Origin of the sequence: Stenotrophomonas nitritireducens, from assembly GCF_001431425.1 — a bacterium.
GTDB lineage: Bacteria > Pseudomonadota > Gammaproteobacteria > Xanthomonadales > Xanthomonadaceae > Stenotrophomonas > Stenotrophomonas nitritireducens.
In genome coordinates, this window is sequence record NZ_LDJG01000003.1 from 54,733 (window position 1) to 71,715 (window position 16,983).

At 62.0% G+C, this 16,983-nt stretch carries 17 protein-coding genes and 1 pseudogene; 3 read left to right on the forward strand and 15 right to left on the reverse strand.

Annotated features, from left to right (window positions below; all coding sequences use genetic code 11):
- Positions 1-22 precede the first annotated feature (22 nt).
- The 12 genes and pseudogenes from ABB22_RS02125 to ABB22_RS02175 all read right to left on the reverse strand — a co-directional run.
- Positions 23-2,449: a heavy metal translocating P-type ATPase gene (locus tag ABB22_RS02125; protein ID WP_082592136.1), complete on the reverse strand. Its 2,427-nt coding sequence runs from the start codon at positions 2,447-2,449 to the stop codon at positions 23-25.
- 61 nt (positions 2,450-2,510) lie between these two features.
- A complete protein-coding gene (gene copD, locus ABB22_RS02130) occupies positions 2,511-3,440 on the reverse strand; it encodes a copper homeostasis membrane protein CopD (protein WP_017354978.1) in 930 nt (309 codons plus the stop codon).
- Positions 3,441-3,450: 10 nt separating this feature from the next.
- Positions 3,451-3,834 carry a copper homeostasis periplasmic binding protein CopC gene (copC, locus tag ABB22_RS02135; protein WP_017354979.1) on the reverse strand — a complete coding sequence of 128 codons (384 nt, stop codon included), beginning with the start codon at positions 3,832-3,834 and terminating at the stop codon, positions 3,451-3,453.
- Positions 3,835-3,996: 162 nt separating this feature from the next.
- The gene (locus ABB22_RS02140; RefSeq protein WP_017354980.1) at positions 3,997-4,365 is read right to left on the reverse strand and encodes a four-helix bundle copper-binding protein; all 369 of its coding nucleotides are present in this window, start codon (positions 4,363-4,365) and stop codon (positions 3,997-3,999) included.
- A 52-nt stretch (positions 4,366-4,417) separates the two neighbouring features.
- On the reverse strand, positions 4,418-4,942 hold the full coding sequence (locus tag ABB22_RS02145) for a DUF411 domain-containing protein (RefSeq protein ID WP_229301210.1): 525 nt from the start codon (positions 4,940-4,942) through the stop codon (positions 4,418-4,420).
- Positions 4,943-4,956: 14 nt separating this feature from the next.
- Positions 4,957-5,466 carry a nuclear transport factor 2 family protein gene (locus ABB22_RS02150; RefSeq protein ID WP_026070602.1) on the reverse strand — a complete coding sequence of 170 codons (510 nt, stop codon included), beginning with the start codon at positions 5,464-5,466 and terminating at the stop codon, positions 4,957-4,959.
- Positions 5,467-5,485: 19 nt separating this feature from the next.
- On the reverse strand, positions 5,486-6,256 hold the full coding sequence (locus ABB22_RS02155) for a c-type cytochrome (protein WP_026070603.1): 771 nt from the start codon (positions 6,254-6,256) through the stop codon (positions 5,486-5,488).
- Between the two features lie 12 nt (positions 6,257-6,268).
- A complete protein-coding gene (locus ABB22_RS02160) occupies positions 6,269-7,546 on the reverse strand; it encodes a copper resistance protein B (protein ID WP_017354984.1) in 1,278 nt (425 codons plus the stop codon).
- On the reverse strand, positions 7,543-9,414 hold the full coding sequence (locus ABB22_RS02165) for a copper resistance system multicopper oxidase (RefSeq protein WP_017354985.1): 1,872 nt from the start codon (positions 9,412-9,414) through the stop codon (positions 7,543-7,545). Before ABB22_RS02165 ends, ABB22_RS02160 begins: the two co-directional genes overlap by 4 nt.
- A gap of 115 nt (positions 9,415-9,529) precedes the next feature.
- Positions 9,530-9,949: a CopL family metal-binding regulatory protein gene (locus ABB22_RS17640; protein ID WP_080354476.1), complete on the reverse strand. Its 420-nt coding sequence runs from the start codon at positions 9,947-9,949 to the stop codon at positions 9,530-9,532.
- A gap of 174 nt (positions 9,950-10,123) precedes the next feature.
- A complete protein-coding gene (locus ABB22_RS02170) occupies positions 10,124-10,552 on the reverse strand; it encodes a helix-turn-helix domain-containing protein (RefSeq protein ID WP_425477767.1) in 429 nt (142 codons plus the stop codon).
- Positions 10,549-10,806, reverse strand: a pseudogene (locus tag ABB22_RS02175) (DNA-binding protein); the annotation flags it as partial. The gene ABB22_RS02170 and the pseudogene ABB22_RS02175, both read right to left, overlap by 4 nt.
- A 128-nt stretch (positions 10,807-10,934) precedes the next feature.
- On the opposite strand from ABB22_RS02175, the gene ABB22_RS02185 reads away from it, so the two are divergent.
- The 3 genes from ABB22_RS02185 to ABB22_RS17650 all read left to right on the forward strand — a co-directional run bounded on the left by ABB22_RS02185 (position 10,935) and on the right by ABB22_RS17650 (position 14,184).
- A protein-coding gene (locus ABB22_RS02185; RefSeq protein ID WP_425477777.1) for an IS3 family transposase occupies positions 10,935-11,980 on the forward strand; the annotation gives its coding sequence in 2 pieces (ribosomal slippage) (positions 10,935-11,132 and positions 11,135-11,980; 1,044 coding nt in all).
- On the forward strand, positions 11,878-12,525 hold the full coding sequence (locus ABB22_RS18985; protein WP_082592137.1) for a TniB family NTP-binding protein: 648 nt from the start codon (positions 11,878-11,880) through the stop codon (positions 12,523-12,525). Before ABB22_RS02185 ends, ABB22_RS18985 begins: the two co-directional genes overlap by 103 nt.
- Before the next feature lie 1,434 nt (positions 12,526-13,959).
- Positions 13,960-14,184, forward strand: coding sequence for a helix-turn-helix domain-containing protein (locus ABB22_RS17650; protein ID WP_082592138.1), 225 nt, complete (start codon positions 13,960-13,962; stop codon positions 14,182-14,184).
- Positions 14,185-14,619: 435 nt separating this feature from the next.
- Here the strand turns inward: ABB22_RS17650 and ABB22_RS02190 are convergent, their stop codons facing one another.
- The 3 genes from ABB22_RS02190 to ABB22_RS02195 form a co-directional block, all read right to left on the reverse strand.
- Entirely contained in the window at positions 14,620-15,954 is a 1,335-nt protein-coding gene (locus ABB22_RS02190; RefSeq protein ID WP_057505027.1) for an MFS transporter, read from the reverse strand.
- Between the two features lie 74 nt (positions 15,955-16,028).
- A complete protein-coding gene (locus ABB22_RS17655) occupies positions 16,029-16,277 on the reverse strand; it encodes a hypothetical protein (RefSeq protein ID WP_082592139.1) in 249 nt (82 codons plus the stop codon).
- Between the two features lie 59 nt (positions 16,278-16,336).
- Positions 16,337-16,978 carry a hypothetical protein gene (locus ABB22_RS02195; protein ID WP_057505028.1) on the reverse strand — a complete coding sequence of 214 codons (642 nt, stop codon included), beginning with the start codon at positions 16,976-16,978 and terminating at the stop codon, positions 16,337-16,339.
- Positions 16,979-16,983: the final 5 nt, after the last annotated feature.

A 16,983-nucleotide genomic window follows, 5' to 3' on the forward strand; every position in this document is an offset into this window, starting at 1 on the left:
GGTCCGAAGCAACTGATCCAGATCAACCCCTGGCCAGACCAGGAGTTTGATCCGGCGCGGTCCCCTTCGGTGTCGCCGGAACCGCGGTCGACTTGGCCAGGCGAAGCGCGTTGGCGACCACTGACACCGAGCTCAAGCTCATCGCAAGCGCCGCGACCATCGGGCTCAGCAAGATCCCGAATGCGGGGTAGAGCACCCCGGCCGCGACCGGCACCCCCAGCGCGTTGTAGAGGAACGCGAAGGTGACGTTCTGCTTCATGTTGGCCACGGTGGCCTGGGAGATCTTCCGGGCGCGCAGGATGCCCCGCAGGTCGCCCTTGACCAGGGTGATCTGGGCACTGGACATCGCGACGTCGGTGCCCGTGCCCATGGCGATGCCGACGTCGGCCGCGGCGAGCGCCGGGGCGTCGTTGATGCCGTCGCCCGCCATCGCCACCCGCCGGCCTTCGCGCTTGAGGCGCTGCACCAGCTCGGCCTTGTCCTCGGGGCGGACTTCGCCATGCACCTCGTCCAGGCCCAGCTCGGTGGCCACGGCCCGTGCGGTGGTGAGCCCGTCGCCGGTGGCCATGATGATGCGCAGCCCGGCGGCGTGGAGCTCGTTGATGGCCGCCGCGGCCGACGCCTTGATCGGGTCGGCAACCGCGACCAGCCCCGCCAGGCGCCCGTCCACGGCCAGGAACATGGCGCTCGCGCCCTCGCGGCGCATCCGCTCGGCCACGTCGACGTGCGCAGCGGGATTGGCGCCCAGGTCGTCCATGAGCGCGGTATTGCCCAGCGCAAGCGCATGGCCGGCCACGGACCCGCGCACACCCATGCCGGTCACCGAGTCGAAGTCCTCCACGCGGTCGAACTCGAAGTTCCGGCGTCGAGCCTCGGCGACGATGGCGTCGGCCAGCGGGTGCTCGCTGCCCTGGTCCAGGCTGGCGGCCAGGTGCAAGACCCGGTCGGCGTCGAAGCCCTCGAAGGCCACGACTTCCTTGAAGGCGGGGCGCCCCTCGGTGAGGGTGCCGGTCTTGTCGACGATCAGGGTGTCGATGCGGCGCATGTGCTCGATGGCCTCGGCGTCGCGGAACAGCACGCCCACCTGCGCCGCCTTGCCCGTGGCGACCATGATCGACATCGGCGTCGCCAGGCCCAGCGCGCAGGGGCAGGCGATGATCAGTACCGAGACCGCGTTGAGCACCGCAAAGGTCCAGGCCGGCTCCGGACCGAAGGAGCCCCAGATAAAGAAGGTGGCCACCGCGATCGCCAGCACCGCGAGCACGAACCAGTAGGCCGCGATATCGGCCATCCGCTGCATCGGCGCGCGGGAGCGCTGCGCCTGCGCGACCAGCTGCACGATCTGCGACAGCACGGTGTCGGAGCCCACCTTGGCGGCGCGGATCACCAGCGCGCCGGTGCCGTTCTGGGTCGCGCCGATGACCTGGTCGCCTGCGGTCTTCTCGACCGGAATCGGTTCACCCGTGAGCATCGACTCGTCGACGCTGGAGCGGCCTTCCACCACTTCGCCATCCACCGGCACCTTCTCGCCGGGACGCACGCGCAGGTGGTCGCCGACGTGGACGTGGGTCAGCGGGATGTCTTCCTCGGTGCCGTCGGCGTTGACCCGCCGGGCTTCCTTCGGCGCCAGGCCAAGCAGGCCCTTGATCGCCGCGGACGTTTTCGAGCGCGCCCGCAGTTCCAGCATCTGGCCGAGCAGGGTCAGCGAAACGATCACCGCCGCCGCCTCGTAGTACACCCCGACGCGCCCATGTTCGGTAAACGACGGTGGGAACAAGCCGGGTGCCAGCGTGGCGACCAGGCTGTAGCCAAAGGCGGCCGCAACGCCAATCCCGATGAGGGTGAACATGTTCGGGCTGCGGTTGCGGATCGACTGCACGCAGCGCTCGAAGAACGGCCAGCCGGCCCACAGCACGACTGGTGTGGTCAAGACCAGCTCGACCCAGGTCTGCACGTCGATCGACAACGGCAGGATCTGCACGTCGCCCAGCACGACACGCGGGAGGTACTGGCCGAACATGGCCAGCACGAGCGTCACCACAGTCAGCGGAAGCGTCCACCAGAACCGGCGCGAGAAGTCGCGAAGTTCCGGATTGTCATCGTCCTCCAGGCTCGGCATTTCCGGCTCCAGCGCCATGCCGCAGAAGGGACAGTTGCCTGGACCTTGTTGCCGGACTTCCGGGTGCATCGGGCAGGTGTAGATGGCGCCGGGCTGTGCCACCTCGGGTTCGTCCTGGGGCGTCAGATAGCGCTCCGGATCGGCCACGAACTTCGCGCGGCATCGCTCCGAGCAGAAGTGGAAAGGTGTGTCGGCGTGGGTCGCATGATGCTGCGTCGTGGCGGGATCGACCTGCATGCCACAGACCGGATCGGTGACCCGTCCATCCGCAGCCTCGACAGGGGCTGCGCCTGCAGAATGGTGATGGTCATGGGACGACGGTGAGTTCATGCCGATGCTCGCTTTAGTGGGGATGGACTGCCAAGGCAGTGTGCCATTGCGGGTTACACAGCTATTCGGGGCTGAGCGTCCCGAGCACTGAAACAACAATCAGGATCAAGATGGCCAGCGCGGCCTCAGCCGTAACACTCTGCCGCAAAGCCCGCACCTCCTGCGCGGGATCTCCGCTGGTCAGCGCTCGTTCCAAGCGCGGCACCAGCGTCCATCGGTGCAGCGCTCCCAAACCCAGCATTCCAGCGAACAGGGCCAGTTTGAACAGCAGCAACTTCCCGTAGGTGCTCTGGAACAGGGCCGAAAACGACCACGCGGTGAGATCCCCGTAGTGCGCGATGCCGGACACGATGAGCGCACCAACGAAGATCGTTCCCAGCGTCGAAAAACCATGCAGAAAGTCATGCGTTGATCGCAGACGCCCGCTGCCGTTCGTCTCTTTGCCGCGCAGCAGCATGGCAAGGAACATCAGGACCGCTGCGATCCAGCCGCCTGCCGCGAGAAGATGGACGATGCCTGCAGCAAGCCGGACCGCGCCTGCCAAGCCCTCGCCAGCGGCGGCGTGGCCGTTCCATGCCAGCGAAGCGAGTGCGCCGCCCGCCAGCATCGCCCCCAGCGGGAAGGCGGTCTCCACCTTCCCGCGGCGACGATGCCATCCGAGCACGAACATCAGGGCGACCAGCAGCGCGCCTCTCGCCATGGCTGCCCGGCCCGCGGACGTCTCGAGCAGATACCAGCCAAGCGATGCGCGATCAACCTCGGCAAGCGGCATTCCCATGATGCCCGCGGTCTTGAAGACGACATCGAGCCCGGTGAGCACGAGACCGGCTACGGCACCCGCCAATAGAACGCCCATGAGTGACCACCCGGCCAAGGCGTCGGCGAGTGCCGATCGACGCGACCCGTACCAACCGAAGAGTGGAACCCCGAAAAGAACCATGATGACAAGGTATTCCAGGAATCTCAGTGCATAAGCCGACAGGTCGAACATTCGCGACTCCTCAGCGCACCGTGAAGCTGAAGCTGCCCGGCATGGGGTGGTTGTCACCACCGACGGCGCGGTATTCCACGGTATAGACGCCCGGAGTCAGCGGCTGGGGCAACTTGGCACGCAGGGTCTTACCGTTGTTGACGATCTCGGTCGTGAAATTCTCGATCGGCATGGTGGAACTGCCGTGCTTCATGAGCAACTTGAGACGCGACGCCCGCGGAATCAATGTTTCGTTGAACACGAGATCGATCTGGCCCGGCGAAGCCACCACCGCATTTGCCGCCGGTGTGGACTGCTGCAGCGCGGCGTGGGCGTGCGCGATCTGCAGGGAGAACTGCCCAGCCGCAATCGCGAGGACGAGCGCGAAGGAGCGAAGGACGTTTGATGATTTCATAGGGATAAATCCTCATTGCGAATGTGATGCAAAGCCCCGTTCGGCGCCGTGCTGTGTTGGATCCGACAAGCGTTAGGTGTCGGGCTGTCACCGAAACCACGGTTGGTCGGCTTTTGATATTTGAGATGAGGATCCCGCCGCTCAGGCGGGATCCTCGACGCGTCAAGCCGCCATGGCGCTGCAGCTTTCCGCGCAACGGCGACAAACTTCGGCGCAGCGCGCCATCTCCGGGTCGTTCATGGCGTCGCATGCTTCGGCGCACTGGCGGCAGATCTCCGCGCAGGCACTGCAAACCACCGAGTGAGCGCTGGCGCCACGCAACATGGCGTCGGCGCTGGTGGCGCAGATATCGGCACACGTCGCCAGCAGGGCGATGTGCTCCGGGGCTGCGTGGGCACCTCCTTTGCTCAGGCAATAGTTGATGGTCTCAAGGCAAATCGCGTGGCATTGCGTGCAGTTGTCGATGCACTCGTTCATGGCCTGAGACCGGTGGTCTTCGGAATGGTGAGTCATGTGGATCTCCTGCTTCATCGCGGACGAGAATCGGCGCGCCCGCAACACCGCCCCCTGTTGCTCTTGCGGATCAATGCTGTGCGAAGGGTTCGGTGGTTCCGTCGTGATGGACCAGCTCGACCGTATACGGCTGCTGGCGTCCTTCCGGGACCTCCATGCCCGGCGAACCGAGCGGCATTCCGGGCAGGACCAGGCCGCGTGCGTCCGGCTTTTCTTCGAGGAGGCGCTTGATGTCCTCGGCCGGGACATGGCCTTCGATGACGTATCCGTCGACCTCGGCCGTGTGGCAGGAGCCCTTTGCATAGGGGACACCCAGGCGCTCCTTGACCGGACCCAGGTCATCCATGTCATGCACATCCACGGTGAACCCCGCCTTCTTCACGTGGTCGATCCAGCTACCGCAGCACCCGCAGGTCGGGGTCTTGTGGACGGTCATGCGTGGCAGGGCGGCTGGAGTCGCGTCGGCTGTTTCCGGGACGACCTGTGCAGTGGGCGCGATGGTGGATTGCGCGGGTGTAGCCGCTTGGGTGCAGGCACCCAGGCCGGCGACCGCAAAAGCCGCCCACGCCAGTCGGTTCAATCTGCAGGTTTTCATTTCTGGTTCTCCGCTTAGCGCTTGGTCCGCGAAGACCAGTGGATGTGGGCGATCCGCCAACCGTCGGTGGTCTGCTTCAGCACCATGGTCTCGGTGCTCTGGACGGTCAGTGGCTTACCGTCTTTCTGGGCGTGCAGCTCGCTTTCGGTTCCGACCCATGCGAACTCACCAGCGGTGCGTGCACGCTGACGGAGCAGCTGGCGATGGGCGCCCTTGAGGAATGCCGCATCGCTGACTGCGTGATGACCCAGATATTCCTCGCGGCTGCGCTCGGCACCCCCGGACTCGAGGATGAGGACGTCGGCAGCGAGCAGGGCTTCGACCGTGGCCAGATCGCCGCTAGACAGGGCCCTGTTGAAACGCTCCGCTACGGCGACCGCGGCCTCTGCAGTGACTGGGACGTCGACGTCCGCAGATGCCGCGGCAGCGGGGTGATGTGCGTGCGGCTGTGTCGCCTGCGCCATTGCGGGGGACACGACGGCCAGTGCCAGTGCGAGGGTGAACGAGATTGCTGTTGCGTTCATTGCGTGGGCTCCAAGGAGATCAATGGGTGTGCGCATGGCCGTCATCGGCCACGGGCGTGTGTGGTGCAGGGTGCGACTCCACCTTGCCGTCGGGATGGCCGTGGCTCACCAACCCGACTTCCGTGTCGCTGGGTGTCGGGCCGTGGTGATCGTCGTCCACGCCCGGCGGGTGCGCATGCGGCATGGAGTTGTTGCCCGGCTCGAATAGGGCAGGGTGATCCTCGGCCTTTTCGTCGTCATGGTGGCCTTGCGTCTCGCCGCCGCCATGCGAATGACCATCACTGCTGGCCACCAACGCCTGGTAACCGGCCTTGTCCAGCGTGGGCAGCTTCTGCAGGAAGGCCGACATGTTCCAGATGAACTCATCGTCCATGCTGCCGCCCCACGCGGGCATGCCGCTGGCCTTGATGCCGTGCTTGATCACCCAGAACGCCTCAGCTGGAGCGACCGACTGTTTGCTTAGGTTCGGTGGCGCGGGGTACAGGCCCTTGCTCATCTCGGTGGCCGCCGCCTCTGGCGAAAGATGGCAGGTCACGCACATGGCGTTGTAGTTGCCCGCACCCTGGCGGATACGCTCAGGATCATCCAGGTTCGTGGGCACCTGAAGCTTGGCGGCGCGCACCTCAATGGAACGCTCGCGCGCCGTTTCAAGTAGCGCATACACCGGGCGACTATGCGGATCGTCGGCGGCCACGTTGTACACGCCCAGAGAGACCGTGGCAGTTGCCGCGACCGCAACCAATCCCACGCCGGCACCGAGCCATACCCACATCCTTTTGTTGGATTTCATTGTCAGTTCCCCTTAGAACCAGGTACGAAGGCCGATGACCAAGCGCGTGTCTTCAAAGGACTCGCCATGCTCGCGTCGCATGTCTGCGGTATTGCCAAACGCGCGCTCGTACACCACGCCGATGTAGGGAGCGAACTTTCGGGTGAACTCATAACGAAGTCGTAGCCCCGCCTCAGCGGTACTCAGACCCGAACCTATCCCGCGCAATGGATCGTTCTTGCCATAGGCGGTGACTTCCACCAGCGGCTGCAAGATCAGCCGGTTGGTTAGCAGCAATTCGTACTCGGCCTCGACATTGGCGGCAGTCTGGCCCCCTTCGCCGAGATAGGCTGTGGCGGACACTTCGAACTTCATCGGCGCCAAGCCCTGTACACCGATAGCGGCGAAGTTTTGAGATGCCCCAGGCTTGAAGTCATGACGCACACCGGCCACCACATCCCACCACGTGGAGATACTGCGGCCGTAGAGCACTTCCAGATCAGCCGACTCGGTCTGACCATCCGTGCGTTCGCCTTCACTGCGGAGCCAGACGCGATTGAGGTCCGTACCGATCCAAGCCTGGCCCTCCCAGCCCAGCCCGGTGCCCGGATCGGCATCCCAGGCTTCCAGGCGATTGAGCAGCACGTAGCTCTTGATCGAGTTGTCATGCACCGGATGCGCGTGTTCCGGCGCGATGGCCGCCTTGCGATCCGCGTCCGTCACCGCGGGTATCGGGGTGCGCGGCTGCGTTGGCACTGCAGGCCCGTGTCCCATCTGACTGTGGTCCATGCCCTGCATCGACTGTGTCTGCGCTTTGGGCGTTGCGGGCGTGCTCGGAGGCGCGCCGTGCCCCATCTTGGAATGGTCCATCCCCTGCATCGCAGGCGTGGCCGTACTAGAGGTGTCGGCTGCAGCGGGCTGTGCCATCTGACTGTGATCCATGCCCTGCATCGACTGCGCCTGTGCTGTGGGCGCCGCAGGTGTGCTCGCGGGCGAGACGTGCCCCATTTGCGAATGGTCCATGCCCTGCATGGCAGGCTCGGCTGCTTTAGCCTGCGGCGCGGCGTGGCCCATCGTCGCATGATCGATCGTCGCTTCGCTCGGCTTGGCCGGTGTTGCAGGCTTTTGGGCTGGCGCAGGTTTTGATGTCGGCGCCTGTTGTGCAGAGTGATCCTGAGTCTGGGTCTGCGCGCCCTGCTCCATCGGCATGGAGCCGTGCTGCATGGATTGGGCGCTGGCCGCATTGGCCAGGGCCAGCGAGATAGCCAGCGTCAGCGCAGTCAGGGTGGTATCGCGTCTATTGATGTTCATTCGTCGACCCTCACCGTGCGCATCATTCCGGCTTCCATGTGATAAAGCAGGTGGCAATGGAACGCCCAGCTGCCCAACGCATCGGCACGCACGCGATACGTGCGTCGGCTACCCGGCGGCATATCCACCGTGTGCTTGCGCACCATGAAGTTGCCGTTGTCGTCCTCCACGTCACTCCACATGCCGTGCAAATGGATGGGATGGGTCATCATCGTGTCGTTAACCAATACGATGCGCATACGCTCGCCGTAGTTCAGCCGCAGCGGCTTGACATCGGAGAACTTCTGACCGTTGAAGCCCCAGGAGAATTTCTCCATATGTCCGGTCAGATGCAGCTCGATCTCGCGACCGGGGTCGCGTCCGTCAGGGTCTTCAAAGGTGCTCTTGAGCATGGAATACGTCAGTACATGACGGCCGTTATCGCGCAGGCCATTACCCGGATCATCCAAGCGCGAACTCACGCTCATGGCCTGGTTGTCCAACAGGGGATTGTTGGTCTCGCTGGCAGGGTGTGATTGCATGCCCCCGTGCTGCATGCCTGCCATGGCACCATCGCCGGCGGCGGGCATCGCATGGCCTGCATGGGCCGAGGTCGCGTTACCGCTGGCAGGTGGGGTCATGCCAGGCATGCCCATGGCCGCACCACAGCCGCCTTCCATGCCCTTGCTGCCGCCAGACATATCCATCGATCCATGATCCATGCCCATGTCTGCCATCGTCAGCAGCGGCCGGGGATCCACAGACGGAACGGGCGCGCGTAATCCTTCGCGCACGGCGAGCGTGCCGCTGACGTAGCCGGTGCGACCGGAGTCTTGGGCAAAGATGGTGAATGCGTCCTGCCCGGAGGGCTCCACGATCACATCGAAGGTTTCTGCTACCGCGATGCGGAACTCGTCGACGGAAACCGGATGGACATACAAGCCATCTGCTGCCACCACGGTCATCTTTAGCCCCGGAATACGCACATCGAAGTACGTCATGGCAGAGCCATTGATGAAACGCAGGCGCACCTTCTCGCCACTGCGGAACAAACCGGTCCAGTTGCCCAGCGAGGTCGTGCCGTTCATCAGGTAGGTGTAGGTGTTGGCGTTGACGTCGGACAGATCCGTGGGCGTCATCCGCATCACGCCCCACATCTTGCGATCTTCCAACGTGGCCGACAGGCCGTTGCGCTTCACATCGCGCGCAAAATCGCCGACCGTGCGCTTGTAGTAATTGTCATGGCCCGGCATCTTCTTCAAACGATCGAACAGGGCCGTCGGGTCCAGGTCTGTCCAATCGCTCAGCATCACGACGTAGTCGCGATCGAAGCTGAAGGGCTCCGGCTCCAATGGGTCGATGATGATCGGGCCATAGAGCCCGGCTTGTTCCTGGAACCCCGAGTGGCTGTGGTACCAGTAGGTGCCGCCCTGATGCAGGGTGAACCGGTAGTGGTAGGTCTCACCACGTCCGATACCGTCAAAGCTCAGGCCCGGCACGCCGTCCATGTTGGCCGGCAAAATGATGCCGTGCCAATGGATGGAGGTGTCCGCGCCATGGAGGGAGTTAGCGGGCAATGCATTGGAGACACGCAGGTTGACCGTGGTGCCTTCCCGCCAACGCAGCAACGGCGCCGGAACGGACCCATTGACGGTGATCGCGGTGCGGGTCTTGCCGGTGAAGTTCATCGGCGTCTCGCCGATGGTTAGGTCAAACTCGGTGCCCGATAGTACGTTGGGTTGTCCCGGGCCCTTGAGCGCCCAACTGGCTTTGGGCCAGAAACCTAATCCTGCGACTGCGCCTCCCAAGGCCAAGCCCTGGACAAATCGCCGCCGCGAAGGTAGCAGCGGCGGTCCACCGTGTGGACCACGAAAATCATCATGCGACATGAAAATGCTCCAAGCGTCGTGTTGCCACCGGCGGGCGGTGGTACAGAGCGGGCGGCTGGCCTATAAATAGGCATGCAAGCCACACCAACGGCGCCATTGCGGCGCTTAGGGACGCTTAGCCGATCGGTGGTCGGATCAGATGAGGCAAGGCAGGTGCCGCATGCCCTAGGGGCAGCGGCATGACATCCAGGCCCAAGGCCAGTTGCACCGAAACATGCAGGCGCGCCGGAAGTGCGCTCGCGCACGCGTGTACGCAGGCGCACCGGCACGCAGAAGACTTGCAACAGTCGGGACCGGCATGGTCGCCATGCCCAGTGCCAGCCCTTTCAATCGAGGTGGCATCGGGATGATTCTCAGCACTGTGATGGGCGACGCAGTCTTCGTCGCCTTGCACCGCGGCAGCCACTTCGCTGGCCTGCGCTTCCATGGCCGGGTTCATACTGATCGACGCAAATGCCGACCACGCGCCGTTAAGCACGAGCATGACGATCAGGAGCAGTCGCAGTAGAAGTGAGGAGGCTGACACGGGCGACATTGTAAATCACTTTAGACAAGGCGCGTGTGTATCGGTCGTGAACAAAATCTCAAGTAGGCCTGAGATGCCGCCACTTGTCAGTCGCACTAGTCACGGCCACTGCAGCTCCCTCCAGGAGCGCCCAATGGGCGGGTTGAGGCGAAGGGTTGCCCATAGGGCTAGCGCTTGTTCGGTTTACTTCTCGGGTGTGGCCTCGATCAGCTTCACCAACTCCCGCTTCTGCTGCTTGCTTAGCGAGCCCCAGCGCAGGAGCAACTTGGCCAGCAGATCATCGTCGGTGTAAAGGAAGGCGGCGGGGATCCCCAACGCTTGGGCCAACCGCTCAGCAGTCTCCAGCTTGGGCTCGTGCTTGCCACGTTCGTACTGGTTGACTCGGGGGCTGGCCACGTAAGGATCCAGACCGGCCCGGATGCCCAACTCCTTCTGCGACAAACCCGTGTGCAGGCGGGCTTGTTGGAGGCGTCGAGCGAAGGTCGGTGTTGAGTCGACGGACAAAGTCACGCGCACCCCCCATGGAAACCCCATAAGGATGGCGGATGTGGGGTTAAGCCGAGATACGTGCAAAAATGCCCCCCAGAATTTTTTTTTCTTCCGTGAAATCATTTGGTTGCCGGATTTTTGTTGGTACCTGAACTGTCGGCGCGATCGGGCCGCAACTGCGCCAGCAACTGCTCCAAGGTGTCCTGGCGCACACCGGCACGCAACGCTTCGGCCTCGGCTTGTTCACGCCGTTCTCGCTCCTTGGCCAAGTCGGCGTGAGCATTGGCCAGCTTGACCCGTGCGCTCTCCAACGCTTGGGCGTCCTGGGTCCAGCGTGCCAGCAAGGCCTGGTACTCCGCAGCCGTAAGCCGCAGCGCCGACGTCCCCCCGGTTTTGAGTAGCACGGCGATTTGGAGTCCAATCCCGCAACCCAAGGAGATTGGACGTGAAGAAGCGTTTTACCGAGGAACAGATCATCGGCTTCCTGCGTGAGGCCGATGCCGGCATGGCGGTGAAGGACCTGTGCCGACGGCACGGATTCAGCGAAGCCTCGTACTACCTGTGGCGCAGCAAATTCGGCGGGATGAGCGTGCCGGACGCGAAGCGGCTGAAGGAGCTGGAGGCGGAGAACGCCCGGCTGAAGAAGCTGCTGGCCGAACAGATGTTCGAGAACGACGTGATCAAGGACGTCCTGCGAAAAAAGCCGTGACCGCACCCGTCCGGCGCGACGTGGTGCGACAGATGATCGTGAAGGGACTGAGCGAACGGCGGGCGCTGGCGGCGGTGCGGATGAGCGCCAGCGCGTATCGCTATGCACCACGGCCCGACCGCAATGTCGAGCTGCGTGCGCGGATCCTGGCATTGGCGCAGCGGCACAAGCGCTATGGCGTCGGGATGATCCACCTCAAGCTTCGTCAGGCGGGAATGCACGTGAACTACAAGCGCGTGGAGCGGCTGTATCGGGAGGCACAGTTGCAGGTGCGGCGACGCAAGCGCAAGAAGGTGCCGGTTGCCGAGCGACAGCCGCTGCTGCGGCCGTCCGCAGCCAACCAGGTGTGGTCGATGGACTTCGTGTTCGATCGCACCGCCGAGGGGCGCGTGCTCAAGTGCCTGACGATCGTCGACGACGCCACCCACGAGGCGGTGGCGATCGAGGTGGAGCGTGCGATTTCCGGCTTGATGCTGACGCGGATCCTAGACCGTCTGGCGCTCAGTCGCGGCCTGCCCCAGGTGATCCGCACCGACAACGGCAAGGAGTTCTGCGGCAAGGCCATGGTGAGTTGGGCGCATGCGCGCGGCGTCGCGCTGCGCCTGATCGAGCCCGGCAAGCCGAACCAGAATGCGTACATCGAGTCCTTCAACGGCCGCCTGCGCGATGAATGCCTCAACGAGCACTGGTTCATCGGCCTGCTGCAGGCCCGTACCGTCATCGAAACCTGGCGGCGTGAATACAACGAGGAGCGGCCGAAAAAAGCACTCGGCGGCCTGACGCCCGCCGCCTATGCACGACAACTCGCGGCCAATACCGCTACGATGAGCACCGGACTCTAAACAGCCCCGCTACTGAAGACGGGAGGACGTCGCCGTCTGCGTTATGTGAAGTCGCGCTGACGCTTATTGCATCGTCCGGAGTTCGTCAGATTCTCATAGATGAAGCGGGAAATCTTCTCAACGCGGGGAGGTCGACACAGCAGCAATCTTTAGCGTTCATCAAGGCAATCACAAATCGCGGCGTCACTATTTCCATCGCCTCCACAATGAACCTGGTGAACGTCCTAGCTGCTGATGAGCAGCTTCAGTCACGCTTCACTCGAGTAGAAATCCCTATGTGGGCTGAGTCAGAGTCATTTCGGTCCTTCCTCGCAAGCATTGAACTAGAGCTCCGGTTGCCTCAGGCATCAGGCCTGAGCGACCAAGCGATTGTTCGGTGGTTGGTGTCCCGAGGCTGCTGTACTACATCGCGGGTTCTTGAAGTCATATGTAACGCGAAACGTATTGCTGACTCGCAAGGTCTGGCGCGCATCGACATTCGGCTACTTGATATCGCCCTAAGCCATGGATACGTGGGGGAGGGGACTCGGCATGGAGATTTCTAACCTTCCGGTGTGGGCCGACGTGTTCCCGGGAGAAAGCATTCGTTCCTGGCTGGATGCCACGCGCGTTCGTCTCGGGCTTGCGGAGGAAGAATGGTGGGCTTGGTGCGGGATTGACCCTGCTGAGCCAGAGCGCCTAGCACATAAGAAGTGTTGGTCAGGATTGCCTCCTGGACTCGGTCAGATAAACGAGATTCCCGTGGATCTTCGGGTTGCACCGGTTTGGCGGGAAATCTACTGTCCCAATTGTGCTCTCGAAGGCTTGTCAGGAATACGCCATCCGGTTCTAGCCAAGTGGCTGGATGTAAGAAGTATCAGCTGCGATGAGCACAGAGTTCTTCTTTGGTACAGGTCACCATCTAGATGCGTGAACATCTCGGATGATCCGGAGTTGGAGGCGTGGGATCGCTGGCTGCGCGAGTGGCGAGATGACAAAAGCCTTTATTTAGTCGAGCGTCGCTTCAGGCGAGATCTCCTTTTGGCGGCTTCAAGAAACTGGAGCCCGACCTCTGCGATGATCGCTAGCGTTGGTTGCAACTGGCTGTTGACTGAGAAGGGTTGGTTGGCTAAGTCTTTGCCCAACAATCTTCACCCGCCAAACGGCCCGAGCAGAGTTGGCGCGCTTGGGCCTGCGGATCGAATGTCAGCGCTCTTTTCTGCGTGGAGAGCTTGGATTGCCATGAGAGAAAGAATGCCCACCGCGTTGCCAAGATGGCCTCTGGAAGCATGGCAATGGTTGGAGGCGCGCTGGCGTACACGAGTGCACTACGGATGTGGGACGCAGTTAGCTGAAATTGCGAGAGCTTTGGAGCGGCGTCAAAGTGGGGATCTCAGGCGCCCCCCACGTAGGAGTCGCTCTTAAAAAAACGTGGCCGTTGACGATGATAGCTCAGGTTGTCCGCCCAGTTGCGAAGGCAACGCGCCGCAAAGCTGCTTCTTTTTCTTGAGGGATAGCAAAATGGAAAGTTGCGATTGAACGCGGGTTACCTGTTGGTTCGCCGACGGGGGGAGGAACGTTTGAGCTTTGGCCGCGCGGCCAGCAACGGGCAGTGCTTGTCCAAGAATTCGGTCATGTCGCTTCGTCGCTGCAGTACTCCGGAGGGAATCTCCACCTGAAGCTTCCGCGCAATGGAGACCGCAAAGTAGATTTGCGCACTTGTAGGTGGCTTGAGATCCCAATCCAGGCAGTCAGCGAGAACGGGGAGCACTCGCATGCTCAGCCGCTCGCCGAACGACTCTCGCTCAGGATCATGTTGCAGTCGGGACCATTGTTCTTGTATCGACTCTAGTAGCCCCGGAGTTGCGTCGAGAGCAATCAGGAGGTCGCAATCAGGATCAATTAGGAGCAGGGCCATGGCAAGGCTCGAGCGATACTTATAAGTAGTCTACTTATACAGTGGTAGCGATAGAAGTAGCCTGAGAACAATGCTCTGCTGTATGCAGCAAGACATTCAGGCCCGACAACTTGGCTTGGCAATTCGCGCCGTGCGTTCAGCTAAAGGCTGGAGCCAAGAGCAATTTGCCGATTCGATCTCAATGCACCGTGCTTACTACAGCGCGATCGAGAGAGGTGAGAAAAACATTACTATTGCGACTCTCAGCAGACTGGCCGTCGGCCTGGGTGTGAGGGCACACGAGCTTCTACGCGACGCTCAGCTGTAAGCGAGAGAGCAGAAGGCGATGACCCCCAACTTTCGTGTCATCTGAGCCTAGCTGACGCGCGGCTCGGCTCTGGCCCACTCAACCGCTGCGCGCCTAAATTCTGCACTGAACTCCCTTTGCTTTGACACGGACACTCGTCAAGGCCTCGGTTAGCCTTCTCGGGGTGCCGGTGAATACGGGGGGGAGCCCGGGTAATCGCTAACGACCCGGGGCTGGAACAATTCGCATTCGATCAAAAAGACAGTACTCAGTAAGGGCGAGCGATGACGGATGTGCTGAATGCGGCCGTTGCTTGGCCACTGCGCCTCATTCTGTCTGCTGATGTTGGTTTATGCGATGACTACTTCCAGGCCCTAGAACGGCGGTGAACGTTCCGATTAGGGTGCGTTATCAGGGGTAGGGCGGGGGTCAGCTTCTGGCCTGGGATTCAACCGCTCAATGCGGCCATCTGGTGTGCAGGTCATCTATTACGAAGCGATGCGAGTGCCTCCCTGTCACTGCTGGATGTTCGGCCCAGTGCGGATGGTCGCTAGGCAAATTATCGTGGCCGTGCTCGATTTCTTCAGGATCTGCTTTTGGCCATGAGCGCCATGCCGCCGCGAAGCCGACGATGGCTAGACAGGCCAGCGCACCTATGGCTATCGGCATTCCCCATTTCGCACCGACCATGCCTGCAAGCTGATAAGCAATCAGCCAGCAAATATGCGATAGCGAAAATTGCGCAGCGAACAAAAATGGCAGATCTGCGGAATCAGCGGAACGGCGAAGCAAGCGACCTCCGGGGGTGACCAGCCCCGCGTAAGCCACTCCGAGAAGTACCCAGCTTGGTATGACCACAAGCCAATTGACGGCTCCATTCAGTCCAATCCAGATTCCCAGAAGGCAGGCCAGCACCGCGCACATCAATCCGGCAGCCGAGAGCATGACTCGTCGATCTGAGACCTTGTCCAGAAGCCTCGGCAGAAGCATGGCGATGGCCATCGATCCGATACCAAAAGCAGCCAGCGCCCAGGCGACTTCACGCTCACCACCTTGAAGGACGCTACGCACCACAACCACCGTGTTGACGAAAACCAACGATCCGCCCGCAGCAGCGACAAGGTTCAGTGCCAGCAGACCACGCAGACGCGGTGTGCGCAGGTAGATGCGCATTCCTCGAATGGCTCGCGTGTACGGTCCCTCATCTCCTCGCTTGGCGGCGATCAAGGGAAAGACGGTTGAGAAAACTAGTACCGCGGAGAGTACGAAGCCAACAGAAGTCCCGGCAAATAACCCATGGAAACTGATCAGAGTAAGCAACGCCGCAGCCAACGCAGGGCTCAACAGACTTTCAAGGTCATACGCCAAGCGGGAGAGCGATAGTGCCTTGGTGTAGTCCTTCTCATCCTTGAGAATCTCTGGAATGAGTGACTGGAAAAGGGGAGTGAAACATGCGGAGGCAGATTGCAACAGCGCAATCAGGATGTACACCTGCCAGATTTCGGTGACGAATGGCAGGGTAAGAGCAGCCGCGGCGCGGGCCAGGTCAAGTGCGATCAAGACTGTCTTTCGCAATGCTGGAGGCACTACGGCCGCTGAGACTGGGGCGAGTGTCACATAGACGATCATCTTGATCGCCAGTGCTGTCCCGAGCACGGCGCCAGCTTCGGCACCGGCTAGGTCGTAGGCCAGCAGGGCCAATGCAACCGTCGCCAGGCCCGTGCCCACCAGAGCTACGACCTGGGCGGCAAACAGGTTCCGGAAGCTTGAGTTCTTCAGAACGTCGATCATGGAAGGAATCTCGAGAAGTGCATGCAAGGAGATAGAGCGGGACCAGCTGGGTCCCGCTCGCTCTTTCAAACAGATTACTTCTTCGCCGCACCCGCCTTTTGAGCATCACAGGAGGTCTTCAGCGCCTTGGTGGCCGAGTCATTGAGATTGACGTCGTACCTGGATGTATCAGCCAACTGCTCGCAGGTGGTGGGCTTAGGCTTCTTCACTACCGCTGCGGGAGCCGGGGTGGGCTCATGCAGGGCAGGGTCATGCGCGACTGCAGCTCCGGAGGTGGAGGCTGCTGCGAGGAAGCAAGCTACGAGAACATTGCGGATCTTCATGGGTAACACTCCGGAAAATGCGGTGTACACACCGCGGGTTGAAATCAAGTGTGGGGAGATCAAGGGCGATACAGGTCAGCCTGGAAACCGACGACTTCGACCGAAACGTCCACCGGTGTGGTGCCACGGTTCTGCCAGTACCAGCCGTGCGTCCCATCGAAGGGGGCAATGAACGTGCCTTCGGCTTGGCTCTGCGCGGCTTCGACTGAATAACTGGTCCAAGCGCCCTTAACGTCCGGGCGCTCGCCGTGCATATCCACGGCCACGTCGCCGGTAGCTTTCCAACGGTAGATAGCGCCGGCACCCTGCTTGAAATGTGCTTTTACTTCGGCGCCCTTGCCCGGCTCCAATGTCACGGTAAGCGTGTCCGTACGCACTGGACCTGCAGAAAGTGAGTTTGCAGCGGCATCGAGCGTCTGCCCCTTGTTCTCACCAAAAGCAGCTTTGGCCTTTTCGGCCAACGTCTGGTTGGCCTCGTTGTTGGAACCCGTGACAGGCGCGGCGGCAACTGGCGCATCGTCCGCAGAAGTTTCGGCCAGCGTGGTCAGGCCCAACGCCCGACCGACACCGGTCGGGTCAATGCCGTACTCGGCAGGCATGACGGTAGTGACCAGTAGTACAGATGCCACGGCTGCGGCGATGAAGGTGGCGCGGACCAGACGGCCGGTGCTGGGAAGAGGCTGATTTGCAGTAATGGACATTGAAT

Bases quoted from the DNA above. Each gene is read 5' to 3' on its own strand.
- ABB22_RS02125 (WP_082592136.1), bottom strand. From the start codon at position 2,449: ATGAACTCACCGTCGTCCCATGACCATCACCATTCTGCAGGCGCAGCC.
- copD (WP_017354978.1), bottom strand. From the start codon at position 3,440: ATGTTCGACCTGTCGGCTTATGCACTGAGATTCCTGGAATACCTTGTC.
- copC (WP_017354979.1), bottom strand. From the start codon at position 3,834: ATGAAATCATCAAACGTCCTTCGCTCCTTCGCGCTCGTCCTCGCGATT.
- ABB22_RS02140 (WP_017354980.1), bottom strand. From the start codon at position 4,365: ATGAAGCAGGAGATCCACATGACTCACCATTCCGAAGACCACCGGTCT.
- ABB22_RS02145 (WP_229301210.1), bottom strand. From the start codon at position 4,942: ATGAAAACCTGCAGATTGAACCGACTGGCGTGGGCGGCTTTTGCGGTC.
- ABB22_RS02150 (WP_026070602.1), bottom strand. From the start codon at position 5,466: ATGAACGCAACAGCAATCTCGTTCACCCTCGCACTGGCACTGGCCGTC.
- ABB22_RS02155 (WP_026070603.1), bottom strand. From the start codon at position 6,256: ATGAAATCCAACAAAAGGATGTGGGTATGGCTCGGTGCCGGCGTGGGA.
- ABB22_RS02160 (WP_017354984.1), bottom strand. From the start codon at position 7,546: ATGAACATCAATAGACGCGATACCACCCTGACTGCGCTGACGCTGGCT.
- ABB22_RS02165 (WP_017354985.1), bottom strand. From the start codon at position 9,414: ATGTCGCATGATGATTTTCGTGGTCCACACGGTGGACCGCCGCTGCTA.
- ABB22_RS17640 (WP_080354476.1), bottom strand. From the start codon at position 9,949: ATGTCGCCCGTGTCAGCCTCCTCACTTCTACTGCGACTGCTCCTGATC.
- ABB22_RS02170 (WP_425477767.1), bottom strand. From the start codon at position 10,552: ATGATTTCACGGAAGAAAAAAAAATTCTGGGGGGCATTTTTGCACGTA.
- ABB22_RS17650 (WP_082592138.1), top strand. From the start codon at position 13,960: ATGCAGCAAGACATTCAGGCCCGACAACTTGGCTTGGCAATTCGCGCC.
- ABB22_RS02190 (WP_057505027.1), bottom strand. From the start codon at position 15,954: ATGATCGACGTTCTGAAGAACTCAAGCTTCCGGAACCTGTTTGCCGCC.
- ABB22_RS17655 (WP_082592139.1), bottom strand. From the start codon at position 16,277: ATGAAGATCCGCAATGTTCTCGTAGCTTGCTTCCTCGCAGCAGCCTCC.
- ABB22_RS02195 (WP_057505028.1), bottom strand. From the start codon at position 16,978: ATGTCCATTACTGCAAATCAGCCTCTTCCCAGCACCGGCCGTCTGGTC.